Annotated in this window: 12 protein-coding genes; 1 reads left to right on the forward strand and 11 read right to left on the reverse strand. The window is 46.3% G+C overall.

Features of this window, described 5'->3' with window-relative positions:
• Nucleotides 1-213: 213 nt before the first annotated feature.
• The 9 genes from BM241_RS06615 to BM241_RS06655 all read right to left on the reverse strand — a co-directional run bounded on the left by BM241_RS06615 (nt 214) and on the right by BM241_RS06655 (nt 9,716).
• Nucleotides 214-1,785 (reverse strand): DUF3794 and LysM peptidoglycan-binding domain-containing protein, encoded by a 1,572-nt coding sequence (locus BM241_RS06615; RefSeq protein ID WP_143094063.1) that lies wholly within the window; start codon nt 1,783-1,785, stop codon nt 214-216.
• A 78-nt stretch (nt 1,786-1,863) separates the two neighbouring features.
• Entirely contained in the window at nt 1,864-2,121 is a 258-nt protein-coding gene (locus BM241_RS06620) for a Veg family protein (RefSeq protein WP_025748201.1), read from the reverse strand.
• Between the two features lie 234 nt (nt 2,122-2,355).
• Nucleotides 2,356-2,787: a hypothetical protein gene (locus BM241_RS06625; RefSeq protein WP_092282338.1), complete on the reverse strand. Its 432-nt coding sequence runs from the start codon at nt 2,785-2,787 to the stop codon at nt 2,356-2,358.
• 294 nt (nt 2,788-3,081) lie between these two features.
• A complete protein-coding gene (locus BM241_RS06630) occupies nt 3,082-4,746 on the reverse strand; it encodes an FAD-dependent oxidoreductase (protein ID WP_025748203.1) in 1,665 nt (554 codons plus the stop codon).
• Nucleotides 4,747-4,749: 3 nt separating this feature from the next.
• Nucleotides 4,750-5,055, reverse strand: a complete 306-nt coding sequence (locus BM241_RS06635) for an ArsR/SmtB family transcription factor (protein WP_025748204.1) — start codon at nt 5,053-5,055, stop codon at nt 4,750-4,752.
• 122 nt (nt 5,056-5,177) lie between these two features.
• Complete coding sequence (gene spo0A, locus BM241_RS06640) at nt 5,178-5,948, reverse strand: sporulation transcription factor Spo0A (RefSeq protein WP_025748205.1); 771 nt, start codon at nt 5,946-5,948, stop codon at nt 5,178-5,180.
• Nucleotides 5,949-6,240: 292 nt separating this feature from the next.
• Nucleotides 6,241-7,689, reverse strand: a complete 1,449-nt coding sequence (locus BM241_RS06645; RefSeq protein ID WP_143094064.1) for a hypothetical protein — start codon at nt 7,687-7,689, stop codon at nt 6,241-6,243.
• Nucleotides 7,690-7,797: 108 nt separating this feature from the next.
• The gene (gene rsmA / locus BM241_RS06650; RefSeq protein WP_278292351.1) at nt 7,798-8,694 is read right to left on the reverse strand and encodes a 16S rRNA (adenine(1518)-N(6)/adenine(1519)-N(6))-dimethyltransferase RsmA; all 897 of its coding nucleotides are present in this window, start codon (nt 8,692-8,694) and stop codon (nt 7,798-7,800) included.
• Nucleotides 8,691-9,716: a 3D domain-containing protein gene (locus BM241_RS06655; RefSeq protein WP_025748208.1), complete on the reverse strand. Its 1,026-nt coding sequence runs from the start codon at nt 9,714-9,716 to the stop codon at nt 8,691-8,693. Before BM241_RS06655 ends, rsmA begins: the two co-directional genes overlap by 4 nt.
• A gap of 344 nt (nt 9,717-10,060) precedes the next feature.
• On the opposite strand from BM241_RS06655, the gene BM241_RS06660 reads away from it, so the two are divergent.
• On the forward strand, nt 10,061-12,091 hold the full coding sequence (locus BM241_RS06660; protein WP_092282340.1) for a penicillin-binding transpeptidase domain-containing protein: 2,031 nt from the start codon (nt 10,061-10,063) through the stop codon (nt 12,089-12,091).
• 9 nt (nt 12,092-12,100) lie between these two features.
• Here BM241_RS06660 and BM241_RS06665 read toward each other — a convergent pair whose 3' ends face one another.
• Entirely contained in the window at nt 12,101-12,691 is a 591-nt protein-coding gene (locus tag BM241_RS06665) for a TatD family nuclease-associated radical SAM protein (protein WP_025748210.1), read from the reverse strand.
• Between the two features lie 55 nt (nt 12,692-12,746).
• On the reverse strand, nt 12,747-13,514 hold the full coding sequence (locus BM241_RS06670; RefSeq protein ID WP_025748211.1) for a TatD family hydrolase: 768 nt from the start codon (nt 13,512-13,514) through the stop codon (nt 12,747-12,749).
• Nucleotides 13,515-13,521: the final 7 nt, after the last annotated feature.

The raw sequence follows: 13,521 nt of genomic DNA on the forward strand, positions 1-13,521 counted from the left end.
ATTTATAAAAGGTAATGCTTTACTAATTATACATTACCACATGCCAGTTTGCCAATGTCTTCATCCATTTGACAGACCCGATGAACCGGTAAACGTATCGCCACAAATACAATCCAGCAAGCCATAAAAACAAAAGCGTGTTCCGATGCCCCAGAATACATAAATTTAAATTAGGGGCTGCGAACACGCAAAGGCTTCAACCCCCTTTGAATTTCACAGCGAAACCTCAAGCTTCTTATAGATCAGCAGCTTGTCTCCAGGGGTCAATATCTGTGACTCGTCTATCGCGTTATACTTCAAAATGCTGGCGATGGTGGTGTTGTACTTTTTGGCTATCGACCACAGGCTGTCGCCCGGTTGAACAAAATAGATAAACATTCCAGAGTCTTCTCCCTGTTTCAGCTCCTCGACCTCGACATCAAGAAATATTTCCTTTTCCACGCTGGTGAACACGCTTACTTCGGCCATCATCACAGCACGAAACTCAACTTCGTCAGGAGCGACTAAGGTACAATTTACATGGTCAACCACCAGCTGGCTCTGGCACTCCATGTCTTCCAGCGCTCCCTCAACCTCCACGCTTTGCCTGAAAGGGATATCCTCCTTTATGCTGGCCGGCCCATAGGACGGATCGGTAGATTGATAGATCACCTTGGTCACCAGGACTCCCTCAATGACCACCTTGCCGTCGCTTATATGCTGATCGGTGATGATAGGCTTGGCTTCAGCGTACAGGACCCTTGAGGCCTGGGGGACGTTCTCTGCTGGGAAGGTTATGCTATCCTTGACCACCACTTGGTCCTGTACCTCACCTACTACCTGGGTTAACTTTATCTTTCTTTTCTTAGGCTGAATGGACAATCCTGGGCAATAGGCGTCTATCAACAGCTCCTTTTCTTCGGTCTCAAACACCCGGGCTTCCGCTGCTATCACCGCTTCTACGTTGAGCACCCGCATCTCCCCATTGATATCTTCCCGCGGTTCAACGAAAAGCTCCTGTACCCATACATCGGCGGCGCACTCTAATCCCTGATACGCCCCTACAATGTCCACCGAATGGGTAAACGGCATATCGTAGCTCACTTGCTGAAGGGGCTCATTGGGCTCATCGCACAAGTAAAGAAGCTGAATCTTTATATCTCCCTCAATGACCACCCTGTTATCCATGACTTTCCTGCTATTCACCTTTACCGAAGCATTCTTCTTCAATATCTTCTGTATAGAGGGCATTTCTTCCTCCAGCTCCAGGTCCTCCCTGACAATGGCTTGCGAACTGCCCTGCCCCTGGCTGCGTGACACCGCTACCTCGTCCTTCAGCAGCTGGGCATTGGGCATATCCTTAAAATTCTGAATGACCTCCAGCTGAAGGACATCGTTGACCCTGCTCTGTAGATTGACCACCGTTTTTATGTTAAGTTTCCTGCTGTTTATGATTTCATACTCAACGTGCTCAACCTGACATTTCAATGTGGATAACATGTTGGGCTTAGCACCCGGCATATCAAGATAATGCGTAAAGCCTAGCTCTGTCTCCAGATTCTCTATAATTTTAGAATCGCTTTGGCCAACATACAGGACAGTGCAGCGCACTACTCCCTCAACCATTACCCTGTCCTGAATTACTTCTTTGCTGTTTACAACCGCCGTACCGTCAACATCCAATACCCTGGCGATATCGGGTTTAGCCTCTGGAACGACGACATCCCCCTCTACCAGCGCCTGCGACAGCTCTTGCCCCACCGTTTGGTCCACTTTCAAGACATCCTTTATGTATTCGACGGTCACCTTCACTCCTCCTCCCCATGCTTTTGTCCCATAAAGATACCTATTATAATAAATATAGGTGACCGTCGAAAAATATGTTTAAATCCTTTCATTATTTTTGCATATCACCACTTCTACATTGGAAGTGAGTATATCGAAATATGTAAAGGAAAGCGTTTGGACAAACCTGTCGTCTATGTTGACGCGTACTGTAAAAATGCTGGGGTAAACCTCATGGATAACCCCTTCTTTAATAAAGCTCTTCTTCCTTCCTCTGTTTGCCTTTAGTTTGACCCTTTCACCTATATTGGACTCTACTGCCTTTCGAACCCTCATCAAAGCTTGTGCGTCAATCATAAGGCATCACCTTTAAACAAAATTTCCATTCAGGATTATTTTTGCCACAAATGGCATAAAATATATTTAAAAATAAAAAATAATCATGTTCCCTTTCTCCAGCTTACACCAATCACAGGGTAAGGGATGCCAATTATGTGGCGTCCCTTACCTTTTTTATAAAAAAATAAAAACGCCCATGCTGTCAAAAACAGCATGAGCGCATATCAGTACTTTATTATAATATGATATCAATCATTCCGATTCCTCTTCTTCATCCTCATCCTCAAACTCTTCGTCAAATTCCTCGTCGATCTCCAAATCCTCCAGTGGTTCCAGCTCCTCTGGCTCGGCTAGATCCTCCAAATCCTCTAATGGACTCAAATCGTTGTCGATATCCTCGTCAAATATCTCCAAGTCTTCCTCATCTGTCAACAGGAAATCGTCCCAACCTTCACTCTCAATGCGGTCTTCCTCAGCCTCCTTCATGTGTTCCATGGCGCACTGATAACACATCTCTTCCCCCGGCTCAATGATGTTTTCACCACACTCTGGACATATATCGTATTCCTCTTCCCTATCGGTATCGTTTAAAGATTTCCCAACCTCCTCCAGGCAAACTTTGCATAAAGATTCGGTGTCTTTAATATAGTTCAAATTGCAACGCGGGCATTTCTTATAAGCCATCCCCTTATATCCCTCCGAAAACAGAATTTACCCTTTTAAGCCTTTGAATCAATTAAATACAATTTTACGGTTTGCATCTATTTTTTATTCATCACCTTTTAAGAAAATTCTCTTAAATAAATTAATATAAACCTATATTAAAATCAAGATATTTCCTCAACTAGTTATCTACAATTTGTTCATAAAGTTATCCACAATATCCACAAAATTATCCCCAGGCCTTCATTTTATAGCCTTTTCAACTGTGGATATATACCCTACTTTTCCACAAAACCCACATCACATATCCACACCTCATGCAAAAGGATATATGAGCAACCCGCCATCCAGCACTCTTAAACGTTCAAAGCCCAGCTGCTTAAGCTTAACAAAGGCAAGATAAGCCCTACGACCCCTCTCGCTTATCAACACTATACTGCGCTGCCTATCTAGTTCATCCTTCCGAGCTTCCAATTCCTCCAGGGGTATATTTATGGCCCCCGGCAACGTCCCCATCTTGAACTCGGATTCAGTGCGAACATCCAACAGAATGACTTCTCCATCCTGCATAAGGTCATTTAACTCAAAGGGCGAAATACCCTTCAACTTGCCTTCCAGCTTATTAACCATCACATGGGCCACAAGCGGAATGGGATGCAGGTTCATGAAATACGAAAAATGGCGCGCAACATCCAGCATGGCCAAGTCCCTGGCCGTACCTCCCATGCTTATAACCGCGGCCACTGTATCGACCAATTTATCCGACAAAACTCCTCCCACGCACTGCACTCCCAGTATCTTACCATTTGACCTATCAACCATGAGCTTAATCACATTTTCTCTGTAACTACCACCGCACGCATACCTGTCATCGTAGACCGAAACGATGGCTGTCTCCACCTCATAGCCTTCTTCCCTGGCTTGTGCTAAAGAAAGGCCCGTTCTGGCTATCCCAAGGTCAAATGCCTGTATACTCATAGTGCCCAGCACGCCTTTCTCCAACACGCGACCGTTTTCGAAGGCTATGTTTTCGCTGACTGCCTGGAGCGCCACATCATCAACCGCCTGCCTGTAAAGCCATACAGGCTTACCGGTTATCTGGTGAATTCTCTGGGCACAGCTGCCCAAGGCATATATCCCGGGTACATTGGTCTCCATGTACTGGTCCACCTCGATTGCGCCGCTGTCCCCGATTATAATGCCCGCTTTTTTCGCCACCTCCACATTGGGCTTCATGTCCTCCAGCCATATGACTAGGTCGGCAGGAAGGATGCGCTCAGGGGTATGGACCTCAACCACATCCCCCTTTGCATTGCCTATTAAGGACAAGACTTTCTCTCCCACCAGCACTTCAACGCCTTTGTGTTCCATCTGCCTTCTGACCAGCTCAGCCATTTCCATATCCAATTCAGGAAGTATCTGTGGCCCTCTTTCCACAAGGGTAACCTTAACGCCTCGCTTCCACAGGCTTTCAGCTGTGTACACCCCCACCATGTTGGCTCCTACCACAACGGCCTTCTTTATTCGCCCGGCTTCTATTCCCTCTCGAATAGCCATTACATCATCCAGAGACCTGAGAAACAGAACATTGCCCAGATTGATGCCCTCCACTTCCGGCACAACCGGCACAGCTCCTGTAGCAATGATCAGCTTATCGTATTCTACTGCAGAGCTATGGCCCTTTTTTAAGTCTTCAAACACCACTTTTTTTTCAAGAGGGAGGATGTCCGTTACTTTGAGATGCGTTAAAATATCAATCCCATACTGCGCTTTAAAGGTTTCTATAATGCCGTCCATGAAAGAAAAAATGTCCTCATCGGAGTTTTGAATGAAGTAAGAAAGTATATAGCAGTTAAACGAAAGATGTTCACTCGAAATCAAAACCTTTGCCTCTATCTCCGGATTTTCCCGAACAGCTCTAGCGGCTGCCCTTATACCGTCAAGTTCGTCCCCAATCACAACCAGCCTTTTCTTACCCATAAACTATTCCTCCTTTACCCCTGTAGAAAAAAGGTCCTCTTCATCCAACAGAACCTTAACCACCTTAATGGCATCACCGTGGATTACTGAATACTTTACCTCCACACCTCTCCGTTCTCCCTTAATGATACCTCTGGACTTCAATATCCCTAAGTGCTGGGAAATTGTGGACTGGGGAAGCTTTAAACACTGCTGAATTCCAGATACATTGCAAGCATTGTGCATAAGGCCGTGTACAATACACAACCTTACAGGGTGTCCCAGCGTCTTCAAAAGCTCAGCCTTTTGCTGATATTTCGACACATCCATTTATAACCCATCCTTCCTACCATAAATACTTTCCACGTCGTGTATCTATTATATCCTTGTACTATCATATTATGATAGGAATGATAGGAAGGCGCTGTCAACATTTATTAAGCGCTCAACAGCTAGGCTGACCGCTCCATGCTCAGCTTATCCGCAACCAGAGCAATGAATTCCCCATTGGTAGGCTTCTCGTTCTTGCTATATACGACATACCCGAACAGTTTGTTGATGTTCTCCACCTTGCCACGGCTCCAAGCCACATCGATGGCGTGGCGAATAGCCCGTTCAACCTTGCTGGGAGTAGTATTAAACTTTTTAGCAATGCCGGGATAAAGCTCCTTGGTAATGTGGTTTATGAGTTCGGAATTCTCCACCACCATCTTGATGGCTTCTCTCAAGAAGTGATAACCTTTGATGTGAGCAGGGATTCCAATGGTCAAGAATATGTTTGAAATTCTTTCTTCAAGGTTTTCGCTTTTTCCAGCACTGGCTACATTTGCCTTGGCCGGTTCGACTTTACGCATGACTTCCCTTATCCTCTTTACCATCATTCCTAAATCAAACGGCTTTACCATATAATATTTAGCGCCCAATTCTATGGCCCTTCTAATCAAGTCCTCCTGCCCTACTGCCGACAGGCATATCACCGAAGGAAACGATTGCAGGCCAGCTGTACTAAGATGCTCAAGCACTCCTAAGCCATCCAGCTGGGGCATGATCATATCCATGATGACTACATCAGGGCAGACCGCCTTTATGACCTCCAGGCCTGTCACTCCATCGCAGGCTACTCCAACCACTTCCATATCGTCTTGCATGTCGATGTACTCTTTTAATATCCCCCTTATACCCACATTATCATCCAATATGACAACCTTGATTTTCGATCCCATTTCCCACCTTCACTCCTTAAAACAGTATTTTTGATGTTAGATCTGCACGAATTTTGTTATTTTAAATCGAAATTTCCCATAATTAGTATAATTTGTAAAACACTCTTTTATTTTACCATATTTCTTTGGAATTTGGAAGGAGGTGTTAACAATATTTTTACACAAGAAAAAGGACAAAACGCCAAATATAGCGCTGTCCTTTCCGTCTTTACACCTCAGTTTAAACAACAAGGATATGCAATTTCTCGCACGTGATACGAGAGGCAACAGTATATATTTACAACAGGTTAGCTCAATAAGGATATGCAATTTCTCCTGTGTAAGCGTCGACATACAGCAGCCAGTAGCCTATCCCATAACCGTACCTTGATGGCACCCATCTGGAAAATCCCTGCATAAACATGGATGGCATGGTACCGTATGGTCCAGGAATTCCATATGCCACATAACGAACTTTGCCGTTCTCCTTTACAAGCCCCACGATGTAATGGTCATAATAATAGACACTGTCCATATGCTGGGCTCCTATGTAGGCATACTGGCCGTAATCATCCACGTATGGCACCTCAATCCATTGGACCTCTCCCATCTCCACCATAAATGGATAAACCCTTCTATGGGTTTCAAACAACCTGGTATAATATTCCTTGGTCTTCTCCCAGTAGGTTTGTTTGTCAACTAAGTCCGATTTATGCCATTGAATAACGCTTTCTCTCTCAAGAGGTTTCTGCTCAACCTCATCAATCTGCCTTTGAGCTTGCTCCTCTTCAAATAGTATCTCTTCCGCTGCAGCTTTCTCGGTTTTGTATTCTTCATCCACCTCGGCCCCTTGAGATATATTTTCCAGCGGGATAGCCGTTTCACCATCAGCTCCGACCTGAGCAACTTCATCGCCCTTCGCCTCAAGCACTTCTTGAAGCGCTTCAGACGCGCTATCACGGTCATCGGTCTGTTCCTCCACCGCCTCTTCATCCCTCTTTGCCTCATACACCAGCGTTGCGTCGTCTTTCAACTCCTCTGCATCACCATCTAAACCTTTCATGTCAACATCTTCTGGTTCCTTTTTTGTTTGTTCCTGTTCCCTCTGCATTTTTCTATCGCCTATTTCATCCTCCAGTTTTTTGCTCTGCAGCAAAGGTCCCAGCGCTGCAATTATATCCTGTATAGTTCTCTGCTTTTTATTTTCCATTGAAAATGGCATTTCGCTTTGGACCACCTCACGTTTTTCCCTTTCAACCGGCTGCACATCGCTGCGCTCCTTCCTGCCGTCAAATGTCGGCTTTACTGTTTTATTGTAAAATTGCCCGATATCCCTTTTTATTCGTCCCCCCCAATCCAGTTCCACCCGCTTGTTGGCATAGCCCACCAACGGATACCTGATATCATCGTGGCCATTATGCACAACGGCTAGTCCATGGAATTGGTCAAGAGAATAACCTGAACCGCCAATATTGTTCACATTTATTTCCACAGTGCATTCTCCACGTCCCCGTTGGTCAACATAGATGCTGGCAATCTTTTGGGGAGGAATCCCTTCCTGTGCCGACACCAAAAAGACGTCATATCCTTCCTGATCAGCGCCTTGGGGCTTTAAATCCTGCACGTGAAAATACATCTTACATTTATCGTTTCGCACCTCAATTTTACAGTAACCAGCAGCCGGCTTTTCAGCTTTAATATTGAATCTCGTATCCCTGGGCTGTAAAATAACAAATGAACGATGATAATACCCTTTAGCCAATTCTTCTCCCTCCTTTTTCCTTTTTACTAATAAATATATGAAGCAAAGCAAAAAAAGAAACCCCAATTCAACAGAATTGGGGTTTTTCATCGCCTATCGCACGCTCATCTATTGGCCTTTTTGGCTTTCCAGGCACAGCGCGTTGGCCATATCAGCGTATTGCTGTATTGCCAGATCCTCCCCCCTCATTTTGGGATCGATGTTACATTTTTTCAACATGTCCTGCAATTTCTGTTTGTCCACGCCTTCCATCTCCAAAGCGGTCAAGGCATTGAGCACGGTCTTGCGCCTCTGGCCGAAGGCTGCCTTTACCACTTTGAAAAATACCGTGGGGTCTTGCACATGCACGGGAGGATTCGGCCTTTTTCTAAGCAGCACAATGGCCGAATCCACCTTGGGAGGAGGGATAAATACGTTGGCCGACGCCACAGCCACTATTTCAGGGCAGGTGTAGTACTGAACAGCAATGGACAGCATTCCATAATCCTTTGTGCCCGCTACAGCCGTCATTCTCTGTGCCACTTCCTTTTGCACCATGACCACCATGGCCTCAAAAGGAAGGTTGCTTTCCAAAAACATCATCAACACCGGGGTGGTAATGTAATAGGGCAGATTGCCCACTACCTTAAAGGGCCGCTGACCAAAATACTTCTGCACCAGCTGCTTTACGTCCAGCTTAAGGACATCCCCCTGGATCAGTTCCACATTGGAGCAGCCTGCCAAGGTCTCATTGAGAATGGGAAATAGCCTCTTGTCTATCTCAATTGCCACTACAAGCTTTGCAGCATTTGCCAGCTCCCTGGTCAAAGTCCCTATCCCTGCTCCAATCTCCAGCACGACATCTTGCCTGTCAAGCTCAGCTGCCTGTATTATCTTCATAAGTATGTTTCTGTCAATCAGGAAGTTCTGCCCCAAACTCTTTTTAAAATTAACCCCATATCGGGCCATAAGCTCCTTTACGACTCTTGGCGAAGTAAGCGGTTGTATATCCTTACACATCATCATTTAGGAAAATATACTTTAACACTCCTTCTGCCAAATCTCAAGCACTGGTTTTCACTCTCCATAAAGATATCGATCCTGTATCCCTTGACAGCCCCTCCAATATCCATGGCCTTATAGTAACCGTTTAAGTGCTCCCATCCTCTGGGAAACTCTATATACACCGTTTTGTACAACGGAATTATCCTGGGGTCTACTGCGATGTACCCCACCTTTGGCATAACGCCCGTTTTAGTAGGCCTGCCGGTATGGGTATAAGCTGTAGCCTCAAAAGTCTTTACCGTTGAATAGCGCAAAACATCGCCACGCGAGGTTATCTTCTTCTTTACCGTTCCAACATGCACAATGCGATTTACCGGCTGTACCGCCACCTTTTCCTCTATCACTTTCCTGGATATCTCCTGGCCATCTCGATAGGTAACCAGTATCTTCCTTTGAAGTTCTCCTTCTCTGCCCTCCTGAACGACCTTCTGTACCCCTTCGTCCATATTGTCATCTTTTTTAACGATCACGCTGTAGGCAATGGGTTCCTTTTCTATTATAACCTCCTCGTCGTATCTGGTCACTATGATCTTTTCCCGTGGAATGGCGCCGGCATCCAACCTGTAGTTTACCACATCCTTTTCTCTTAAGGCAACACCAGCCTTGTTGAGTACATCAGCTACCGTAGCGCCTTTAGGAAGGTATACCGTTTTCTCCTTTTGATCAGCTACAACATAGAAAGGCAAGGTACGCGTTATCTCAATGACAACACCATCGTGAAGCCTATATCCTCTATCGAGATTTATGCTGTCTCCTGGTCCCAGCTCAATTTCATATTTCTTCAAAAAATCGCCAACCGTTTTCTCTAGAGTAACTATTTCGACCTCCCGGCCATCATCTCTCAACGTGACTGCATAGCTTACGCTGTCTATATAATGGACAGCTGCGGCCGAAGCTCCGCTTAATACCAGCAGGGCAACCAACACTGCCAAAAAAAACTTGCTTTTTGAAGCCCCACCTGCCCTGCCTATTTGAGGTTCCATGAATCACCCTCCTTCATTCGTCAATGGCTTTACGGGGGCCACATGCAGTAAAAACAGCTAAAAAAGCTGTTACTACATTGTAATACTTTTTTAATATTTTGTCAACATTTTGTAACATTTATGGCATGTGCATTGCTGTAGCCATAAGGTCCCCAAAAGTAAAGCCATCTCCAAATTTTTAACCATATTTTCCTTATTCTATTTCTATATTATTCCATAGGATATGGACTCTATACCCCTTGATTGTGATGGACAAAGAAAATTTTATGGATGAACCTTTGAACAATATATGATAAAATATACAAAAGTAATGGATTATTAACTTAAAGAGGTGAACCGCTCTCATGAAGAGATTTTTAATGGCAATAGCGCTAGGCTTAATCATGTGTTGGACAGTATCGAGTTGTTCCAAGCCCAATCCTGAAGAGCCTGCCAACGCCTACCTGGATGCCTGGAAGCAGGGCAGGTATCAGGACATGTATGAACTTCTATCGTCGGATTCGCAATCCTCTATCAATCAACAGGACTTTGTAAACAGGTACACTAACATATTTTCTGCCATCAAATTAAATAAGCTAGAAATCACCACAGAGGAAATTCTAATCGAAGGCGACAAGGCCTATCTTCCCTTTAGAGCGACATTTCATACCGGTACCGTCGGAACCTTCGAGTACGAGTATACCCTCCCGTTGGTGCTGGAGGATAAGCAGTGGAAGATCGCCTGGTCTCCCTCCCTCATATTTCCCATCATGCATGAAGGAGACAAGGTAAGGATCACTCAGCACAGCGCCAAAAGAGGGGTGATCACCGACAGGGAGGGTAACCAGCTGGCAGTTGATGGACCAGTTTATACGGTAGGAGCCAAACCGTCGGCCATCCCCGATATCGATGGCTTTGTAAAGGCCTTGGCACCCCTTATAGAAATGGATGAAAGCGCTATACGCAACATACTCAACCAAAAATGGGTAAAGGACAACCCTGACCTATTCGTACCCATCAAAAATCTTCCATTTAATATCTCCGAGGATTGCAAAAATCAGCTCCTCAATGTAAAAGGGGTTATGCTTTCCAGCAAAAGCCATACCACGCGCCAGTATCCCATGGAGCAGGCATTCGCCCATGTAACGGGGTATGTACAGCAGATCAATCAGGAAGAGTTGAAGGAAAAGTCACCTGAGGGGTATGAGGCAGAAGACTTGATTGGACGGCAGGGGGTCGAAGCAGCGCTGGAAGAAAAGCTAAGGGGCCGTAGAGGCTATACGCTCTACATAGAGGACAAAGAAGGAAAACAAAAAAACGTGATAGCAAAAGTGGAACCTCAGAACGGCAACGACGTTATGCTGACCATCGACCCTGACCTTCAAAAAACCGCATACGAGGCATTAAAAGGCCATAAGGGCAGCGTTGTAGCCCTAAACCCCGCCACTGGCGAGGTACTGGCCCTGGTGAGCCAGCCGTCCTTTGACCCCAACATATTCCCCGTGGGGGTGTCTCCCTCCTCGTGGAAGACCATATCCCAGGACCCCAACCATCCGCTTATAAACAGGTGCGTACAAAGCCTATATCCTCCAGGATCTGTATTTAAACCCTTCACGGCAGCCATGGCCCTAGAGGGGGGGATAATCACACCCCAGACCGTAGTGCCCGAAGCTCAAAAAGAAGAATGGGTTCCATCCCCCAACTGGACGGCCCCGCCAATCAGGCGGGTACCCCATCCGCCAGGGGAGGTAAACCTGCGCAATGCCATCGTGTGGTCCGACAACATATTCTTCGCATGGACCGGCTTAAAAATAGGCTATAAAGACTTCGAAGCCTTTGCTAACCGATACGGGCTGGGCACATCTCTCCCCTTCATCCTGCCGGTCAAAAGCTCCCAGGTGAAAAACGATACAACCCAGTGGAGCGATCCTTTGCTTGCAAACACCAGCTATGGACAGGGCGAAATGCTGGTAACTCCCTTGCAGATGGCCGCGATGTACACCGCTTTTTATAACGGCGGCGATATGATGCTTCCACAGCTTATAAAGGAAATCCGCACCGCATCCGGCCAAACCGTGGAATCCCTACAGCCCAAGCCATGGCTGGAGGACGTGATACCCAAGCAGCACGTGGAGACCCTCCTGCCCATACTGGTGGACACAGTGGAGGACCCAACAGGGACGGCCCATAAAGTAAAAATCCCTGGACTTACCATCGCTGGCAAAACCGGGACCGCCCAGGTTGGAGACAAAAAAGAAGAGATAGCGTGGTTTATCGGATTTACCTTAAATGCTGAAAGACCCCTTCTGGTATGCGTAGCACTGGAGGTGCCAGCAGGTGAAGGGGATATAAAGCTGGACATAGCCAGGAGGATGTTCGCCGAATATTACCGGTGAGCATCCTCCTCATTTTATCATTTGGCGTACCTTAAGCTGAGCTCCTATATCCTCGGCAATTGCACGACACCTTTCAATATCTTCAGGAGATAGCACATCTACCACCGAAAGCACCACTGTTGGGATGACCTTCACGCACTCCCTGGCAAACTGCAGAACGCCTTCAAAGGCTTGCTTTCCATAGCCCGAATGGCATATGGCGTCATACTGTTCAGCAGTGGGCGCATTGAGGCTTATGGATATTACATCCACCAATCCTTCGAGCAATGGCACCACGTTCCTACCATGATAGAGGTTGGCTTGGCCGTTGGTGTTGACCCTCACCCTGCCCCCCTTTTTCTTTACTTCCCTTGCAATCTCTATGAGCTCCTCAAGCCTCATCATGGGCTCCCCAAACCCACAGAACACTATTTCGCTGTACCGAGTGGGATCCCCTATCTGTTGCAGCACCTCTTGGACAGTGGGCTCCTTGTCCAGCCACAGGTTATACTCTCCCACACCCTCATAGGTATTACGTATGCAGAAATCACAGCAGTTGGTACACCGATTAGTCAAATTGATGTATAAAGCATCCCCTAGCCTATAAACATAGGTATCCATTTCCCCATCTCCTTTTTCATCAGCCTTACTTACCATCTTTAATTTTTAAACACAGTTACTCAATTTTAAATAGCTTTTTTGCATTATTCAAGGTAGCCTCAGCGATTTCCTCAAAGGACATTCCTCGGATTTCCGCGATCTTTTCGGCCACCAGCCTCACATATGCTGGATTGTTGCGCTTGCCCCGATGAGGTGTAGGCGCCAGATACGGGCTGTCGGTTTCAATGACCAGCCTGTCCAGAGGAATTTTTTGGGCTACCTCCACCGGCCGTTTGGCATTTTCAAAAGTGACAGGGCCACCTAAAGAAATATAAAATCCAAGGTCCATGAAATCCTTTGCCATCTCCCAGCTGCCTGAATAGCAATGCATTACCCCGCCCAATATCCTATCCCTTTTGGCTTTAAGTATGTCCAGCACATCGGCGTGGGCATCCCTGTCGTGTATGATTATAGGCATTCCCAGGCTATATGCCAGGTCTATTTGCCGGGCGAACCACTCCTTCTGCAGCTCCCTGGGCGAAAAATCGTAATAATAGTCCAAGCCGATCTCGCCAATTGCCACAACCTTATCGCTTTTAGCGATGGTTTCAAGAGCGTCCAAATCTTCGCTGCCCATCTGCGACACCTCATGGGGATGGACCCCCACAGCAGCGTATATGAAAGGATATCGCGCTGCCAGCTCCACCGACATACGAGAGGTTTCAAGGGTGGAGCCTACATTTACAACGTAGGCCACACCCTTTTCAGGCAATTCTTCAATCAGCTGTTTCCTGTCCTCATCAAATCTTTCATCCTCCAGATGTGCATGGGTATCAAACAACATCTCCATC

Origin of the sequence: Caldicoprobacter faecalis (assembly GCF_900115765.1) — a bacterium.
Classification (GTDB): Bacteria; Bacillota; Clostridia; order Caldicoprobacterales; family Caldicoprobacteraceae; genus Caldicoprobacter; species Caldicoprobacter oshimai.

Excerpts from the sequence above, each read along its gene's own strand:
- BM241_RS06620 (WP_025748201.1), bottom strand. The coding sequence starts at position 2,121 with ATGATTGACGCACAAGCTTTGATGAGGGTTCGAAAGGCAGTAGAGTCC.
- BM241_RS06625 (WP_092282338.1), bottom strand. The coding sequence starts at position 2,787 with ATGGCTTATAAGAAATGCCCGCGTTGCAATTTGAACTATATTAAAGAC.
- BM241_RS06630 (WP_025748203.1), bottom strand. The coding sequence starts at position 4,746 with ATGGGTAAGAAAAGGCTGGTTGTGATTGGGGACGAACTTGACGGTATA.
- BM241_RS06635 (WP_025748204.1), bottom strand. The coding sequence starts at position 5,055 with ATGGATGTGTCGAAATATCAGCAAAAGGCTGAGCTTTTGAAGACGCTG.
- spo0A (WP_025748205.1), bottom strand. The coding sequence starts at position 5,948 with ATGGGATCGAAAATCAAGGTTGTCATATTGGATGATAATGTGGGTATA.
- rsmA (WP_278292351.1), bottom strand. The coding sequence starts at position 8,694 with ATGATGATGTGTAAGGATATACAACCGCTTACTTCGCCAAGAGTCGTA.
- BM241_RS06655 (WP_025748208.1), bottom strand. The coding sequence starts at position 9,716 with ATGGAACCTCAAATAGGCAGGGCAGGTGGGGCTTCAAAAAGCAAGTTT.
- BM241_RS06660 (WP_092282340.1), top strand. The coding sequence starts at position 10,061 with ATGAAGAGATTTTTAATGGCAATAGCGCTAGGCTTAATCATGTGTTGG.
- BM241_RS06665 (WP_025748210.1), bottom strand. The coding sequence starts at position 12,691 with ATGGATACCTATGTTTATAGGCTAGGGGATGCTTTATACATCAATTTG.
- BM241_RS06670 (WP_025748211.1), bottom strand. The coding sequence starts at position 13,514 with ATGTTGTTTGATACCCATGCACATCTGGAGGATGAAAGATTTGATGAG.